The 15,414-nt window shown below is 67.6% G+C and carries 14 protein-coding genes; 11 read left to right on the top strand and 3 right to left on the bottom strand.

All coding sequences use genetic code 11. The features are described from left to right. Positions 1 to 32: 32 nt before the first annotated feature. The gene (locus tag ACSQ86_RS23885; protein WP_093109694.1) at positions 33 to 293 is read left to right on the top strand and encodes a hypothetical protein; all 261 of its coding nucleotides are present in this window, start codon (positions 33 to 35) and stop codon (positions 291 to 293) included. Positions 294 to 314: 21 nt separating this feature from the next. Here the strand turns inward: ACSQ86_RS23885 and ACSQ86_RS23880 are convergent, their stop codons facing one another. Further along, complete coding sequence (locus tag ACSQ86_RS23880; protein WP_436305323.1) at positions 315 to 1,220, bottom strand: NmrA family NAD(P)-binding protein; 906 nt, start codon at positions 1,218 to 1,220, stop codon at positions 315 to 317. A 143-nt stretch (positions 1,221 to 1,363) separates the two neighbouring features. Between ACSQ86_RS23880 and ACSQ86_RS23875 the strand changes: the two genes are divergently transcribed. Then, a complete protein-coding gene (locus tag ACSQ86_RS23875) occupies positions 1,364 to 2,332 on the top strand; it encodes an AraC family transcriptional regulator (RefSeq protein WP_436309674.1) in 969 nt (322 codons plus the stop codon). Between the two features lie 7 nt (positions 2,333 to 2,339). Here the strand turns inward: ACSQ86_RS23875 and ACSQ86_RS23870 are convergent, their stop codons facing one another. Then, on the bottom strand, positions 2,340 to 3,251 hold the full coding sequence (locus tag ACSQ86_RS23870; RefSeq protein WP_436305321.1) for an SMP-30/gluconolactonase/LRE family protein: 912 nt from the start codon (positions 3,249 to 3,251) through the stop codon (positions 2,340 to 2,342). A gap of 121 nt (positions 3,252 to 3,372) precedes the next feature. Here ACSQ86_RS23870 and ACSQ86_RS23865 point away from each other — a divergent pair, with 121 nt between their 5' ends. After that, complete coding sequence (locus ACSQ86_RS23865; RefSeq protein ID WP_436305320.1) at positions 3,373 to 4,149, top strand: SDR family NAD(P)-dependent oxidoreductase; 777 nt, start codon at positions 3,373 to 3,375, stop codon at positions 4,147 to 4,149. Positions 4,150 to 4,405: 256 nt separating this feature from the next. Here the strand turns inward: ACSQ86_RS23865 and ACSQ86_RS23860 are convergent, their stop codons facing one another. Further along, positions 4,406 to 5,365, bottom strand: coding sequence for a LysR family transcriptional regulator (locus tag ACSQ86_RS23860; protein ID WP_093109690.1), 960 nt, complete (start codon positions 5,363 to 5,365; stop codon positions 4,406 to 4,408). A gap of 88 nt (positions 5,366 to 5,453) precedes the next feature. Here ACSQ86_RS23860 and ACSQ86_RS23855 point away from each other — a divergent pair, with 88 nt between their 5' ends. The 8 genes from ACSQ86_RS23855 to yjfF are packed head-to-tail and all read left to right on the top strand — an operon-like array spanning position 5,454 to position 15,409. Further along, positions 5,454 to 6,905, top strand: coding sequence for an aldehyde dehydrogenase family protein (locus ACSQ86_RS23855; RefSeq protein WP_436305319.1), 1,452 nt, complete (start codon positions 5,454 to 5,456; stop codon positions 6,903 to 6,905). Positions 6,906 to 6,961: 56 nt separating this feature from the next. Next, on the top strand, positions 6,962 to 7,930 hold the full coding sequence (locus ACSQ86_RS23850; RefSeq protein WP_436293494.1) for an ABC transporter substrate-binding protein: 969 nt from the start codon (positions 6,962 to 6,964) through the stop codon (positions 7,928 to 7,930). Between the two features lie 24 nt (positions 7,931 to 7,954). Then, complete coding sequence (gene chvE / locus ACSQ86_RS23845) at positions 7,955 to 9,025, top strand: multiple monosaccharide ABC transporter substrate-binding protein (RefSeq protein WP_093109687.1); 1,071 nt, start codon at positions 7,955 to 7,957, stop codon at positions 9,023 to 9,025. A 56-nt stretch (positions 9,026 to 9,081) separates the two neighbouring features. Beyond that, positions 9,082 to 10,605, top strand: a complete 1,524-nt coding sequence (gene mmsA / locus ACSQ86_RS23840) for a multiple monosaccharide ABC transporter ATP-binding protein (protein WP_436306348.1) — start codon at positions 9,082 to 9,084, stop codon at positions 10,603 to 10,605. Continuing rightward, entirely contained in the window at positions 10,595 to 11,800 is a 1,206-nt protein-coding gene (mmsB, locus tag ACSQ86_RS23835) for a multiple monosaccharide ABC transporter permease (protein ID WP_436293495.1), read from the top strand. The genes mmsA and mmsB overlap by 11 nt, the downstream gene beginning before the upstream one ends. Continuing rightward, the gene (locus ACSQ86_RS23830; protein ID WP_436305318.1) at positions 11,797 to 13,326 is read left to right on the top strand and encodes a sugar ABC transporter ATP-binding protein; all 1,530 of its coding nucleotides are present in this window, start codon (positions 11,797 to 11,799) and stop codon (positions 13,324 to 13,326) included. Before mmsB ends, ACSQ86_RS23830 begins: the two co-directional genes overlap by 4 nt. Beyond that, a complete protein-coding gene (locus ACSQ86_RS23825) occupies positions 13,323 to 14,390 on the top strand; it encodes an ABC transporter permease (protein ID WP_436305317.1) in 1,068 nt (355 codons plus the stop codon). Before ACSQ86_RS23830 ends, ACSQ86_RS23825 begins: the two co-directional genes overlap by 4 nt. After that, positions 14,387 to 15,409, top strand: a complete 1,023-nt coding sequence (gene yjfF / locus ACSQ86_RS23820) for a galactofuranose ABC transporter, permease protein YjfF (protein ID WP_436305316.1) — start codon at positions 14,387 to 14,389, stop codon at positions 15,407 to 15,409. Before ACSQ86_RS23825 ends, yjfF begins: the two co-directional genes overlap by 4 nt. Positions 15,410 to 15,414: the final 5 nt, after the last annotated feature.

Genomic DNA, 15,414 nt, shown 5'->3' with positions numbered 1-15,414 from the left:
GAAGTTCGGGAAAACTCTGCAGGAGACGCGCGATGCCCGTCAGCTCTTCCGATCTCAAGCTTCCCGGCCATCACTTCGTGATCGAGAACTCGCAGGGAAAGGTGACGGTTCGCGTGAACAACGAAGCCTTGATCGCGCTCGGCGCAACGCCCGACGAAGAGAGCCTGTCGGCCACCCTCGAACGCCACATGCCGCGGCTGCGCGCCCTTGCGATGCAACTGGCGGGAGGCAGCCGCTGCAGCGAAATCACCATTCGCAGCGCAGACATCTGGTGGTCTTCCTGGCGACGCTAGCGCAACGAAGAAGCGCCCGGCTTACATTGCCGCGTAGGCGCCGGCGAACTCCTCGGCGAAGTCCTCGAAGCGCGTGGCCGTGGTGTTGGCGGCGTTTCGCCCCGCGCTCGGGCCGACCCGGCCTTCGTTGAAGGCGCGCGTCATCTCGATGTACAGCCCGGCAAAGCTCGGCGACAGACCGGCATCGACCATGGCGCCGGTCATGTCGGCCTCGGAGAGCTGCACATAGGCGAGCTCCCGCTTGCCAATGCGCTCGCCGAGGATGCGTGCCACCTCGGTGTGGCTCAGATCGCGCTGGCCGAGCAGCTCGCGCACGGCGACGCCGCTCCAGTCGCGCGCCAGCAGCGCCTGGGCCGCGACCGCGGCGATGTCATCGGCTGCGATCATGGGCACGGCGATGTCCGCCTCGACGGTGTCCGCCATCAGGCCCGCTTCCTTGATCTGCCCCAGCGCGTCGTAAAAATTCTCGAAGAAGGAGACCGGGCGCAGCAGCAGCAGGTGGACGCCGGCGATCCGCTTCAGCCGCTCTTCCTGCGCGTGCAGGCCGGCGATCACGCCCGTGCCTTCGCCCTGGTCCGCGCCCAGGCTGCTGAGCGCGACGACATGGCGCACGCCGCTCGCGCGCAGGGCTTCGGCGATGGCCTCGCCTTCCTGGTCCTGCCGGGCCCGGTAGTCGGGCGCGCGGCGATCGGTGGCCAGCAGCGTGTAGACGGCATCGGCACCGCGAAAGGCCTGCGCGAGAAAAGCCGGGTCGCAGGTGTCGCCCGCCAGCACTTCGGCGCCGGCGCGTTCGAGCGCGGCCAGCTTGGCCGGGTTGCGGCCGAGGGCGCGCACCTTGGCGCCGGCGGCCAGCAGACGCCTGGCAATCTTGCCGCCGGTGTGGCCGGTGGCGCCCATGACGGTGATGGTGGGGATGGTGTTGCTCATGTCCGTTGCTCCTTGGGTTGGGGTTGACATGGCGTCTACTATCGTCGGCGAGAACAGGCTTATCAATGCCAGAAGATCGATTTTTCTTGCTCATTCGTCCAGGCGAGCTGGACGATCGCATCCAGGCTTCGCATACTGCCCGCATGAAGCTCAAAGACGTCCTGGTGCCCGTGGATCCGCTCGGCGAGGCGCTGCACTTCCTGCGGATGAGCGGCATCTTCTATTGCCGCTCCGAGTTCACCGCGCCCTGGGGCTTGACGCTGCCGCCGATGGCGGACAGCTTGATGTTCCATGCCGTGACCTCCGGCCCCTGTTGGCTCGAGGTCGAGGGCAGCGAGCCGCAATTGCTGCAGCCGGGCGATTTCGCGCTGGTGCCACATGGTGCGGGTCATCGGCTGGTGAGCGAACCGGGCGCCGAGGCGCCCGGGCTTTTCGATCTTCCGCGCGAGCAGCAGAGCGACCGCTACGAGGTGCTGCGGCACGGCGGCGGCGGCGCGGCCACCAGCCTGGTCTGCGGCGCGGTGCGCTTCGATCACCCGGCCGCGCACCGGCTGGCCAAGCTGCTGCCCAGCGTGATCCGCATCGATGCTTCGGCGTCGCCCGAGGCCGACTGGCTCGGCAGCACGCTGCGCTTCATGGCCGCCGAAGCGCATGCCATGCAGCCGGGCGGCGAAACTATCATCACGCGGCTGGCCGACATCCTCGTAATCCAGGCGATCCGCTCGTGGATGGCGCGCGATCCCGCGGCCCGCACGGGATGGCTGGGCGCGCTGCAGGACCGGCAGATCGGCCGCGCCATCTCGCTCATCCACCGCGATCCCGCGCGGCGGTGGACGGTGGCCTCGCTGGCGGCCGAGGTCGCGATGTCGCGCTCGGCCTTCGCGGCACGCTTCACGGCGCTGGTCGGCGAGCCGGCGATGCATTACGTGGCGCGTTGGCGCATGCATGTCGCGCTGACCCTGCTGCAGGAGAAGAACGCGCGGCCGGTCGAACTCGCGAGCCAGCTCGGCTACCAGTCCGAGGCGGCCTTCAGCCGTTCCTTCAAGCGCTTCATCGGCGTGTCGCCGGGGGCGGCGCGGCGCCAGCGCGACATCGTGCTGCCCGACTTCTGACTTCTGATCAGCCGCCGAACAGCGGCGCCGGCAGGCCGGGGCTGTCGATGCGCACCGCGAACAGTGCGCCGGCCTCGGGCTCGGCTTCGCGCTGCGCGGGTGTCAGGCCGCTGGTTGCGCTCGTGATGTAGAGCGTGCACAGGTCCGCATCGCCGAAAGCGCAGTTGGTGATGTGGCTGGTGGGCAGCTTCACGCGGCAGAGTTCTTCGGCGCTGAGCGGGTCGTGGCAGCTCACGCAGGCGCCGCCCCAGTGCGCGATCCAGAGCCGGCCGGCGGCGTCGGTGGTCATGCCGTCGGGCAGGCCGTCGCCGCGCGCGAAACGCAGCCACTGGCGCTTGTTGGCGAGCGTTCCGGCGGCCATGTCGAAGTCGTAGGCGTAGATGCGGCCGGTGACGGTGTCGTTGAAGTACATCGTCCCTCCGCCCTGCGACCAGGTCGGGCCGTTGGTCACGGCGAAGCCCTGGTCGTGGCGGCTGCAGCGGCCGTCGGGGTCGAAGCGGTAGAGCGCACCGGTCGGCGCCTCGCAGGCGAAGTCCATGGTGCCGCCCCAGAAGCGGCCTTCTGCATCGCATTTGCCATCGTTGAAACGGTTGGCGGGCAGTTCCGGCTCGGGCTGGTGCAGGTATTTGGGCGGCACCTCGCTCGCCGCCGGATCGAAGAGCGCGAAGCCGCGGCGCAGCGTGACGATCAGGCCCGGCGTGTTGGCCCGCTCGGCCAGCGCCGAGATCTCCTCGTCGAAATCCCAACTCTTGCGCTCGCCGCCGGCGGGGTCGAAGCGATGCAGCCGGCGCTCGACGATGTCGACCCAGTAGAGCGCCTGTTCGCGCACCGACCACAGCGTGCCTTCGCCGAGTGTGGCACCGGCCGGCCAGACGCAGCGGGGGGCTTCGAGGACCGTGGGCGGGGATGTCTTGTTCAAGCTTGTCTCATGCGGTGTCCCTTGACGCGGCGGATCGTATCAAGGCATATTGATATTAGAAATCAATTATTTTCTTATTGATTGATACGCAAATTGCAATCTCATATTTTGGAGACACCTGATGAATCCCGCCCCCGCACTTTCCACCTATCCGAGCCTGAAGGGAAGGCCGGTTTTCATCACCGGCGGCGGCAGCGGCATTGGCGCCGCAATGGTGAGCGCCTTCGTCGAACAAGGCGCGCGCGTGGCTTTCGTCGACATCGCCGAGGGCGCGAGCCAGGCGCTCGCGCGGCAACTGGCGGAGGCGGGCCATGCCGCCCCGTGGTGGCGCGTGTGCGACGTGCGCGACGTGGCGGCGCTGCAGTCGTGCATCGCCGAGGCCGCGGCGGCGCTGGGCGATTTCGCGGTGCTGGTCAACAACGTCGCGAGCGACGATCGCCATACGCTGGAATCTGTGACACCGGCCTACTACGAGGAGCGCATGGCGATCAACGAGCGGCCCGCCTTCTTCGCCATCCAGTCGGTGGTGCCGGGCATGCGGCGCCTGGGCTTTGGCTCGATCGTCAATCTCGGCTCGACCGGCTGGCAGGGCAAGGGCGGCGCCTACCCCTGCTATGCGATCGCGAAGTCGTCGGTCAACGGCCTCACGCGCGGGCTCGCCAAGCCGCTGGGCGAGGACCGCATCCGCATCAACACGGTGTCGCCGGGTTGGGTGATGACCGAGCGCCAGATCAAGCTCTGGCTCGACGCTGAGGGCGAGCGCGAGATCAAGCGCAACCAGTGCCTGCCCGACAAGCTGCAGCCGCAGGACATCGCGCGCATGGTGCTGTTCCTTGCCTCGGACGATGCGGCGATGTGCACGGCGCAGGAGTTCAAGGTGGATGCGGGCTGGGTGTAGGGGGTCGACGTACCGTTGGTTTGGACGCCCACCCGGCATGCGCTGCGGGCCGGTCGACCCCACTGCGCCGGCCCTTCGGGCTTCCCTGCAGTGCTCGCCTTTCGCGGGGTCTCGCTCGAACTCGCCTTCGGCTCAGACAATCGCGAGCCCTGATCCGCGAAAGGCTGCGCGCTTCGGCGACGCAGAGGGGATCGCCCGACCCGCAGCGCATACCGGGCTTGATGGGTGATCGAGACTTGCGTGCGCGCCCCCCGGACTAATCCGCCTCCAGCCGCCGCCCGTACACCGCCAGGCATTGCGCCTTCAACGCCTTCATCATCACCTTGGCCGCCGGAGAGGGCAGCCGGTCGGTGCGCGTGATGAGGCCGAAGGCGTCCATGTGGCAGGGCATGTCGACCGGCAGCACGGCCCCGATGCCGTGCGCGGCGTAGTAGCGGGCCACGTCGGTCGCGAGCACGGCCACCATGTCGCTCTGCTGCAGCATGCGCGTGATGAAGAGCAGTGCCGCGGTCTCGATCACGTTGAGCGGCGGCGCGAGGCCTTCCTCCTGGAACATCAGGTCGAAGCGGTGGCGCAGCACGCTGCCCGCGGGCGGCACGATCCAGCCGGCGGACACCAGGTCGCGCAGGCCGAGGCCGGTCATGCCGAGCAGCGGATGCCCGGGGCGCACGAGCGCGCACACCGGCTCCTCGACCAGCGCCTCGTAGCGCAGGTTCGACTTGTCGTGCTCCGCGAAAAGGCGCGCGACCAGGATGTCGAGCTTGCCCTGCTCGAGCCGTTCGAACAGCACCGGGCTGGTCTCGATATCGAGCGAGATGCGCAGGTTCGGCTGCTCGCGCTTCACGGCCGCCATCGCCGGCGGCAGCAGAACCAGGCCGGGCGAGGTGACCGCGCCGATGCCGACCTGGCCGAAGCTGCCGGCCTTGAGCGCGACGAGCTCGTCGTGCGCCTGGTTGAGGCTCGCCAGCGCTTCGCGCGCGTGGCGGATCATGGTCTCGCCGTACCAGGTCGGCCGCATGCCGCGCGGCAGGCGCTCGAACAGCGAGACCTCCAGCACGTCCTCCAGATCCTTGAGCAGCTTCGAGGCCGCGGGCTGCGTCATGTTGAGCACCTGGGCTGCGCGATGGATGTTGCCTTCCTCGGCCAGGGCCACGAGCAACAGCAGCTGGCGGGTCTTGAGGCGCGCACGGATGAACCAGTGCGTGTAGTTGGTCATGGGGTTTTCCTGAATGCTTCTTCTGATATCGATTCAATCCAAATATTGATTGGAAAGATATTGGTGTGATTCCTAAACTCGCCGCACCTTGAAGCGCAGCCACCTCCAACAGAACGCCAGGCAGTACATCAACGGCCGCTGGGAGACCGGCGTGACCAGCGGCCTGAGCGAAAACCCGTCCGACACGCGCGAGGTGGTCGCCGAGTACGCCCGCGCCGACCGCAGCCAGACCGAATCGGCGATCCGGGCGGCGGTCGATGCCTTCCCGCACTGGAGCCGGACCACGCCGCAGCGCCGCGCCGACGTGCTCGACCAGATCGGCAGCGAGCTGCTGGCGCGCCGCGAAGAGCTCGGCGTGCTGCTGGCGCGCGAGGAAGGCAAGACCCTGGCCGAGGCCATCGCCGAAGCGACGCGCGCGGGCCAGATCTTCAAGTTCTTCGCCGGCGAGGCGCTGCGCGCCGGGGGCGAAACGATGTCCTCGATGCGGCCCGGCGTGCAGGTCGACGTCACGCGCGAGCCCGTGGGGGTGGTCGGGCTGATCGCGCCCTGGAACTTTCCGCTCGCGATTCCCGCCTGGAAGATCGCGCCCGCACTCGCCTGCGGCAACAGCGTGGTGTTCAAGCCGGCCGAACTGGTGCCGGCCTGCGGCTGGGCCTTGAGCGAGATCATCAGCCGCGCGGCGCTGCCGGCCGGCACCTTCAACCTCGTGATGGGCAGCGGCCGCGAGGTCGGCCAGACGATCGTCGACAGCCCCCTGGTCGATGCGATCAGCTTCACCGGCTCGGTCGAGACCGGCGAGCGCATCCTGCGGGCCGCATCGGCGCGCCATGCCAAGGTGCAGCTCGAGATGGGCGGCAAGAATCCGCTCGTGGTGCTGGCCGACGCCGACCTCGAGCTTGCCGTCGACTGCGCGGTGCAGGGCGCCTATTTCTCGACCGGGCAGCGTTGCACCGCGTCGAGCCGGCTGATCGTCGAAGCGCCGGTGCACGATGCCTTCGTCGCGCGCCTGCGCCGCCGCATGGCCGCGCTCCAGGTCGGGCATGCGCTGGAGCGCGGCATCGACATCGGTCCGGTGGTCGACCGCCGCCAGCTCGGGCAGAACATGGCCTCGATCGCGGCCGCGATCGAGGAGGGCGCCGAGCACGTGTGGGGCGGCGAGCTGCTGGAGCGGCCGACCGCCGGCCACTACATGAGCCCGGCGCTCTTCTTGGCCCGGCCCCATCAGCGCGTGGCGCGCGAGGAGATCTTCGGGCCGGTCGCCTGCGTGCTGCGCGCCGACGACTACGAGCATGCGCTGGTGCTGGCCAACGACACGCCCTTCGGCCTGTGTGCCGGCATCTGCACCGGCTCGCTGCAGCGCGCCATGCATTTCAAGCGCCATGCCAAGGTGGGCATGACCATGGTCAACCTGCCGACCGCCGGCGTCGACTACCACGTGCCCTTCGGCGGCCGCAAGGCCTCGAGCTACGGGCCGCGGGAGCAGGGGCGCTACGCGGCCGAGTTCTACACCACGGTCAAGACGGGGTACGTGATGGCCTGACGCACGCACCCCGGGGCCTCAAGTTTTTTCACCACGACAACCACAGGAGACAGACCATGAAACTGAACCGTCGCACGCTCACCACCCTTGCTCTCGCAGCCGCGTCGCTGGCTTCGCTGCTGCCGGGCACGGCGCTGGCGCAGAAGAAGATCGTTCTCGGCTTCGCCCAGGTCGGCGCCGAAAGCGAGTGGCGCACCGCCAACACCGAGTCGATCAAGTCGGCCGCCAAGGAGTCCGGCATCGAGCTCAAGTTCTCCGACGGGCAGCAGAAGCAGGAGAACCAGATCAAGGCGATCCGCTCCTACATCGCGCAGAAGGTCGACGTCATCGCGTTCTCGCCGGTGGTCGAGTCGGGCTGGGAGACGGTGCTGCGCGAAGCCAAGGCCGCCAAGATCCCGGTGGTGCTGACCGACCGCTCCGTCAACACCAAGGACGACTCGCTCTACGTCACCTTCATGGGCTCCGACTTCGTCGAGGAAGGCCGCAAGGCCGGGCGCTGGCTGGTCGAGAAGATGAAGGACCAGAAGGGCGAGGTCAACATCGTCGAGCTGCAGGGCACCGTGGGCTCGGCGCCGGCGATCGACCGCAAGAAGGGTTTCGAGGAAATCATCAAGGCCGACCCGAAGTTCAAGATCATCCGCTCGCAGACCGGCGACTTCACGCGCGCCAAGGGCAAGGAAGTGATGGAAGCCTTCCTCAAGGCCGAGGGCAAGAAGATCAACGTGCTCTATGCGCACAACGACGACATGGCGATCGGCGCGATCCAGGCCATCGAGGAAGCGGGCCTGAAGCCGGCCAAGGACATCACGATCATCTCGATCGACGCGGTCAAGGGCGCCTTCGAGGCCATGATGGCCGGCAAGCTCAACGTGTCGGTCGAATGCAGCCCGCTCCTGGGTCCGCAACTGATGACGGCCGTGAAGGACATCAAGGCCGGCAAGACGATTCCGAAGCGCATCGTGACCGAGGAGGGGATCTTCCCGATGGAAGTAGCCAAGACCGAATTCCCCAAGCGCAAATACTGAGCGCACAACGAAGGAGATATCCCAATGAAACGCATTTTTCTCAAGACCCTGCTCGCCGGCGCCGCCATGGGCCTGATCGGCATCACTTCGCTGGCCCAGGCGCAGGACAAGGGCCCGATCGCGATCTCGATGCCGACCAAGTCGTCGGCGCGCTGGATCGCCGACGGCGCCAACATGGTCAAGTACTTCAAGGAGAAGGGCTACAAGACCGATCTCCAGTACGCCGACGACGACATCCCGAACCAGCTCGCGCAGATCGAGAACATGGTGACCAAGGGCTCCAAGGTGCTGGTGATCGCCGCGATCGACGGCAGCACCTTGTCGGACGTGTTGCAGAAGGCGGCCGACAAGGGCGTCAAGGTGATTGCCTACGACCGGCTCATCAAGGGCTCGAAGAACGTCGACTACTACGCGACCTTCGACAACTTCCAGGTCGGCGTGCTGCAGGCGGGCTACATCGAGCAGGCGCTCAAGCTGAAGGAAGGCAAGGGCCCGTACAACATCGAGCTCTTCGGCGGCTCGCCGGACGACAACAACGCCTTCTTCTTCTACAACGGCGCGATGTCGGTGCTGAAGCCCTACATCGACAGCGGCAAGCTGGTGGTGCGCAGCAAGCAGCTGGGCATGGACAAGGTCTCCACGCTGCGCTGGGACGGCGCGGTGGCGCAGGCGCGCATGGACAACCTGCTGTCGGCCTACTACACCAAGGACCGGGTCGATGCGGTGCTGTCGCCCTACGACGGCCTGTCGATCGGCATCATCTCCTCGCTCAAGGGCGTGGGCTACGGCTCGGCCCAGCAGCCGATGCCGGTGGTGACGGGGCAGGATGCCGAAGTGCCCTCGGTCAAGTCGATCCTGCGCAAGGAGCAGACGGCGACCGTGTTCAAGGACACGCGCGAGCTGGCCAAGGTGACGGTGAACATGGTGGACGCGATGCTCGCGGGCAAGACGCCGGAAGTGAACGACACCAAGACCTACAACAACGGCGTCAAGGTCGTGCCCTCCTACCTGCTCAAGCCGATCAGCGTCGACGCATCGAACTGGAAGCAGGCACTGGTCGACAGCGGCTACTACAAGGAAAGCCAGATCAAGTAGTCGCGATGGTGGGGCGGAGGTTCGAAGGAGACAGGGTGAACGATGTGATTCTGGAGATGCGCGGCATCACCAAGACCTTTCCGGGGGTGAACGCGCTGGACAACGTCAACCTCGCGGTGCGCGCGGGCGAGATCCACGCAGTGGTGGGCGAGAACGGCGCGGGCAAGTCGACGCTGATGAAGGTGCTCAGCGGGGTCTATCCCTGCGACTCCTACACCGGCGAGATCCGCTTCGAGGGCGAGCTGCGCCGCTTCCGGGACATTGCCGACAGCGAGAAGCTCGGCATCATCATCATCCACCAGGAGCTCGCGCTGGTGCCGCTGTTGTCGATCGCCGAGAACATCTTTCTCGGCAATGAGACGGCGCGCGGCGGCGTGATCGACTGGTTCGCGGCCTATGCCCAGACGCGCGAGCTGCTGGCCAAGGTCGGCTTGAAGGAGCCGCCGACTGCCCTGATCACCGACCTCGGCGTCGGCAAGCAGCAGCTGGTCGAGATCGCGAAGGCGCTCTCGAAGGAGGTCAAGCTGCTGATCCTCGACGAGCCGACGGCGAGCCTGAACGAGAGCGACAGCGATGCGCTGCTGGCGCTCTTGCTCGGGCTCAAGAAGCAGGGCATCTCCTCGATCCTCATCTCGCACAAGCTCAACGAGATCGCCAAGGTGGCCGATTCGATCACCGTGCTGCGCGACGGCGCCACGGTCGAGACCATGGACTGCCGCACCGCGCCGATCAGCGAGGACCGGATCATCCGCGGCATGGTGGGGCGCGACATGGCGCACCGCTATCCCGAGCGCTCGCCGCGCATCGGCGAGACCGTGTTCGAGGTGCGCGACTGGCGCGTGCACCACGCGCTGCATGCCGAGCGCGAGCAGATCAAGGGCGTCAACCTGCACGTGCGGCGCGGCGAGATCGTCGGCATCGCCGGGCTCATGGGCGCCGGCCGCACCGAGTTCGCGATGAGCGTGTTCGGGCGCGCCTACGGCCAGCGCATCAGCGGCTCGGTTTTCATGCACGGCAAGGAAGTGGACGTTTCCACCATCGGCCGGGCGATCGACCACGGCATCGCCTACGTCACCGAGGACCGCAAGGGCGCGGGCTTGGTGCTGGAAGAAGACATCCGCAAGAACCTGAGCCTGGCCAACCTGGCCGCCGTCTCGGACCGCGGCGTGATCGACGACGGGCGCGAATTCAAGGTGGCGAACGAGTACCGCCGCGCGCTCGGCATCCGCTGCGCCGGCGTCGGCCAGCAGGTGCTCAACCTTTCGGGCGGCAACCAGCAGAAGGTGGTGCTCGCCAAGTGGCTGTTCGCGAAGCCCGAACTGCTGATCCTCGACGAGCCCACGCGCGGCATCGACGTCGGCGCCAAGTATGAGATCTACACCATCATCGACCAGCTTGCGAGCCAGGGCAAAGGCATTCTCATGATTTCTTCCGAACTGCCCGAACTGCTGGGCATGTGCGACCGCATCTATGTGATGAACGAAGGGCGATTCGTCGCCGAGTTTCCTGCCGCCGAGGCTTCGCAGGAAAAGATCATGCGGGCCATCGTGGCCTCGGGGAGCAGCGTCCATGCCGCCTGAAGTCGATACCGTCACGCCGGCGCAGCCCGTCGCGCCGCTCGCGGAGTACGCGGGCTTCCTCAAGAACAACCTGCGCGAATACGGCATGCTGATCTCGCTGGTCGCGATCATGGTGCTGTTCCAGGTGCTGACCGACGGCACGCTGATGCGGCCGCTGAACCTCACCAACCTGCTGCTGCAGAACAGCTACATCGTGATCATGGCGCTCGGCATGCTGCTGGTGATCGTGGCCGGGCACATCGATCTGTCGGTCGGCTCGGTGTGCGGCTTCATCGGCGCGCTGGCCGCGGTGCTGATGGTGGAATATGAATGGCATTTCGTGCCCACCTTCATCGTCTGCCTGCTCGCCGGCGGACTGATCGGCGCATCGCAGGGCTGGTTCGTGGCCTTCTTCCGGATTCCGTCCTTCATCGTCACGCTGGCCGGCATGCTGGTGTTCAAGGGGCTGACGCTGGCGCTACTCGCGGGGCAGTCGGTGGGACCCTTTCCCGAGGCCTTCCAGAAGCTGAGCTCGGGCTTCGTGCCCGACCTGGCGGGCGGCGGCAGCCTGCACCTGAGCTCGCTCGTGCTCGGCGCGCTGGCCGCCGCGGCGCTGGTGTTCTTCAAGCTGCGCGGCCGCGCCAAGCTGGCGCAGCACGGCATGGAGCAGGAGCCCTACGCCTTCTTCCTGGTCAAGAACCTGTTCTTCGCCGCGGTCATCCTGCTGCTGAGCTACCTGCTGGCGACCTACAAGGGCCTGCCGAACGTGCTGATCGTGATGGCGGTGCTGATCGTGGCCTACGACTTCGTGACCAGCCGCACCACGGTCGGCCGCCGCATCTACGCGCTGGGCGGCAACGAGAAGGCGGCGCGGCTGTCGGGCATCAAGACGCAGCGGCTCGCCTTCCTGACCTTCGTCAACATGGGCGTGCTGGCGGCGCTGGCCGGGCTGGTGTTCGCGGCCCGGCTCAATACGGCCACGCCGAAGGCGGGGCTCGGCTTCGAGCTCGACGTGATCGCGGCCTGCTTCATCGGCGGCGCTTCGGCCTCGGGCGGCGTCGGCAAGGTGATGGGTGCGGTCATCGGCGCCTTCGTCATGGGCGTGATGAACAACGGCATGTCGATCCTCGGCATCGGCATCGACTACCAGCAGGTGATCAAGGGCCTGGTGCTGCTGGCCGCGGTGTTCGTGGACGTCTACAACAAGAACAAATGAACCCCGCCGCATCGTCCGAGATGCCGGTGCTCGAGCTCACCGGCATCGACAAGCAGTTCAACGGCGTGCCGGCGCTGCGCGGTGTGGCGCTCCGGCTCCGGCCGGGCGAGATCCATGCGCTGATGGGGCAGAACGGCGCGGGCAAGTCGACGCTCATCAAGGTGCTGACCGGCGTGCATGCCGCCGACGCCGGCGAGATGCGGCTCGCGGGGGAGCCGATCCGGCCGGGCTCGCCGCTCGAGGCACAGCGCATGGGCATCAGCACGGTCTACCAGGAAGTCAATCTCTGCCCCAACCTGTCGGTGGCCGAGAACATGTTCTCGGGGCGCTATCCGCGCTGCGGCGCGGCGCAGGGCTTTCGCATCGACTGGGCGAAGGTGAACCGCGATGCGCGCGCGCTGCTGGCGCGGCTGGATGTGGACATCGATGTCTCGCAGCTGCTGTCGAGCTACTCGGTGGCGGTGCAGCAGATGGTGGCGATCGCGCGCGCCCTCGGCCTCTCGTCCCGCGTGCTGATCCTCGACGAGCCGACCTCGAGCCTCGACGACGAGGAAGTGAAGAGCCTGTTCGCGGTGCTGCGACGGCTGCGCAGCGAGGGCCTGGCCATCCTGTTCATCACGCATTTCCTGAACCAGGTCTATGCGGTGTCGGACCGCATCACCGTGCTGCGCAACGGCAGCTGGGTGGGCGAGTGGCGCGCGAGCGAGCTCGGTCCGCAGGCGCTCATTTCCGCTATGGTGGGGCGCGAGTTCGCGGCGCAGGCCGCGGGCCATGCAGAGCTGCCCGCCCTCGAGGAGTTCGCGCCCGCGGTGCTGCAGGCCGAGGGCCTGGGCCAGCGCGGGCAGCTGCAGCCGATCGACCTCAGCGTGCGCGCGGGCGAGGTGGTGGGGCTGGCCGGCCTGCTGGGCGCCGGCCGTACCGAGCTGGCGCGGCTGCTGTTCGGCCTGGCGAAGCCGGATTGCGGCCGCCTGCGCGTGGATGGCGTCGCCGTCGACCTGACGAGCCCGGCCGATGCGGTGAAGCACGGGCTCGCGCTGTGCCCCGAGGAGCGCAAGACCGACGGCATCGTGGCCGAGCTCTCGCTGCGCGAGAACATCGCGCTGGCGCTGCAGGCGCGGATGGGGCTGCGCCGCACGCTCTCGCGCGCCGAGCAGACGGCGCTGGCGGAGCGCTTCGTCCAGGCGCTGGGCATCAAGACCGCGAGCATCGACACGCCGATCGGCCTGCTGTCGGGCGGCAACCAGCAGAAGGCGGTGCTCGCGCGCTGGCTGGCGACCCGGCCGCGCCTCTTGATCCTCGACGAGCCGACGCGCGGCATCGACGTCGCGGCCAAGCAGGAAATCATGGACGAGATCCTGCGGCTCGCGCGCGAGGGGATGGCGGTGCTGTTCATCTCTTCCGAGATGAACGAGGTGGTGCGCGTGTCGCACCGCATCGCGGTGCTGCGCGAGCGGCGCAAGGTGGGCGAGCTGCCCGCGGGCAGCAGCGAGGACGCGGTCTACGAACTGATCGCGGCGGAATCATGAGCGCATCGTTTCCCGAATCCTTGAGGCGGGTGTTCAGTCACCGCCTCGCATGGCCGGTGGTCACGCTGCTTCTGCTGCTGGCCGTCAACGCGGCCTTCAATCCGAGCTTCCTGCACCTGGAATGGCGCGACGGCCATCTCTACGGCAGCCTGATCGACATCCTCAACCGCGCGGCGCCGCTGGTGCTGGTGTCGCTCGGCATGACGCTGGTGATCGCGACGCGCGGCATCGACATCTCGGTCGGCGCGGTCGTGGCGATCGCAGCGGCGCTGGCGGCCTGGCTGATCGGCGGATCGCTGGTGGTCGCGAACGGCGCCGCCGCGGAGGTCAGCCGCTTCCCGATGTGGCTGGCCATTCTCGTGGCGCTCGGCGCGGCCGCGGCGTGCGGGCTGTGGAACGGCCTCCTGGTGGCGCGCGTCGGCATGCAGCCGATCATCGCGACGCTGATCCTCATGGTGGCGGGGCGCGGCATCGCGCAGCTGATCACGGGTGGCCAGATCATCACGATCTACTACGCCCCCTTCTTCTTCATCGGCAGCGGCTACCTGTTCGGGCTGCCCTTCTCGGTGTACATCGCGGCGCTGGTGCTGGCGGTGGTCTATTTCGGCATCACGCGCAGCGCGCTGGGCCTCTTCATCCAGGCGGTGGGCATCAACCCGAGCGCGGCGCGCGTGGCCGGCGTGCGCGCCCGCCGCATCATCGTCTGCGCCTACATGTTCTGCGGCTTCTGCGCGGGTGTCGCGGGGCTCCTTATCAGCTCCAACGTCAAGAGCGCCGATGGCAACAACGCGGGCCAGCTGCTGGAGCTCGACGCGATCCTGGCGGTCACGCTCGGCGGCACCGCGCTCACCGGCGGGCGCTTCAGCCTGGTCGGCAGCGTGATCGGCGCGCTGATCATCCAGACCCTGACCTATGCCATCTATTCGCTGGGCGTGCCGCCGGAGATCAACCTGGTGGTGAAGGCGGTGGTGGTGTTCGCGGTCATGCTGCTGCAGTCGGCGGAATTCCGCGCCAGCATGCGGCAACTGGTGCGGCGCGCGCCGAGCGGCGAGGTTGCGCGATGAGCGCCGTCGTCTCGCGCCCGCCCGAAGCCGCTGCGCCTGCGGCGGTGCCCAGGCCCCCGCGCACGCGCCTGAACCCCAAGTACCTGCCGCTGGCCGCGACCATCTCGCTCTTCATGCTGATGGCGACGCTGGGCTCGGTGTTCTACGACGGCTTCTTCTCGCCGCAGGTGTTCCTGAACCTGCTGATCGACAACGCCTTCCTGTGCATCGTCGCCGTCGGCATGACCTTCGTGATCCTGTCGGGCGGCATCGACCTGTCGGTGGGATCGGTGATCGCGCTGACCACCATGGTCTCGGCCTCGCTGGTCGAGAAGCATGGATGGAGCCCGGGCGTCGTGATCCCGCTGGCGCTCGTCATGGGCACGCTGTTCGGTGCCGGCATGGGCCTGCTGATCGAGCGCTTCCGGCTCCAGCCTTTCATCGTGACGCTGGCCGGCATGTTCCTCGCACGCGGCCTCTGCTACCTGATCAGCATCGACTCGATCAGCATCACCAACGCGTTCTACTCCGAGGTGTCGCAGTGGCGCATGCCGGTCTGGGGCGAGGCCTCGATCTCGGCAAGCGCCCTGATCGCGCTGGCGGTGGTCGCGCTCGCGGTCTTCGTCGCGCACTACACGCCCTTCGGCCGGACGGTCTACGCGATCGGCGGCAACGAGCAGTCGGCCCTGCTGATGGGGCTGCCGGTGCGCTCCACGGTGATCGGCGTCTATACGCTGTCGGGCTTCTGCTCGGCGCTGGCCGGCGTGGTGTTCACCTTCTACATGCTGTCGGGCTACGGTCTGCACGCGGTCGGGCTCGAGCTGGATGCCATCGCGGCGGTGGTGATCGGCGGCACGCTGCTGACCGGCGGCGTCGGCTACGTCGTCGGCACGATGTTCGGCGTGCTGATGCTGGGCATCATCCAGACCCTCATCTCCTTCGACGGCACGCTGAGCTCCTGGTGGACGCGCATCGTGGTCGGCGCGCTCCTGTTCGTCTTCTGTCTCCTGCAACGCCTGTTCGCCGCGCGCAGGCCCTAGTCCCG

It is taken from the genome of Variovorax sp. LjRoot130, from assembly GCF_964253755.1.
Classification (GTDB): Bacteria; Pseudomonadota; Gammaproteobacteria; order Burkholderiales; family Burkholderiaceae_C; genus Variovorax.
The sequence above is the reverse complement of the archived record's forward strand: the minus strand, read 5'-3'. Positions and strand labels throughout refer to the sequence as shown.

Bases quoted from the DNA above. Each gene is read 5' to 3' on its own strand.
- ACSQ86_RS23875 (WP_436309674.1), top strand. From the start codon at position 1,364: ATGAAGCTCAAAGACGTCCTGGTGCCCGTGGATCCGCTCGGCGAGGCG.
- ACSQ86_RS23885 (WP_093109694.1), top strand. From the start codon at position 33: ATGCCCGTCAGCTCTTCCGATCTCAAGCTTCCCGGCCATCACTTCGTG.
- yjfF (WP_436305316.1), top strand. From the start codon at position 14,387: ATGAGCGCCGTCGTCTCGCGCCCGCCCGAAGCCGCTGCGCCTGCGGCG.
- ACSQ86_RS23880 (WP_436305323.1), bottom strand. From the start codon at position 1,220: ATGAGCAACACCATCCCCACCATCACCGTCATGGGCGCCACCGGCCAC.
- ACSQ86_RS23830 (WP_436305318.1), top strand. From the start codon at position 11,797: ATGAACCCCGCCGCATCGTCCGAGATGCCGGTGCTCGAGCTCACCGGC.
- ACSQ86_RS23850 (WP_436293494.1), top strand. From the start codon at position 6,962: ATGAAACTGAACCGTCGCACGCTCACCACCCTTGCTCTCGCAGCCGCG.
- mmsB (WP_436293495.1), top strand. From the start codon at position 10,595: ATGCCGCCTGAAGTCGATACCGTCACGCCGGCGCAGCCCGTCGCGCCG.
- ACSQ86_RS23860 (WP_093109690.1), bottom strand. From the start codon at position 5,365: ATGACCAACTACACGCACTGGTTCATCCGTGCGCGCCTCAAGACCCGC.
- ACSQ86_RS23825 (WP_436305317.1), top strand. From the start codon at position 13,323: ATGAGCGCATCGTTTCCCGAATCCTTGAGGCGGGTGTTCAGTCACCGC.
- mmsA (WP_436306348.1), top strand. From the start codon at position 9,082: ATGCGCGGCATCACCAAGACCTTTCCGGGGGTGAACGCGCTGGACAAC.
- ACSQ86_RS23865 (WP_436305320.1), top strand. From the start codon at position 3,373: ATGAATCCCGCCCCCGCACTTTCCACCTATCCGAGCCTGAAGGGAAGG.
- chvE (WP_093109687.1), top strand. From the start codon at position 7,955: ATGAAACGCATTTTTCTCAAGACCCTGCTCGCCGGCGCCGCCATGGGC.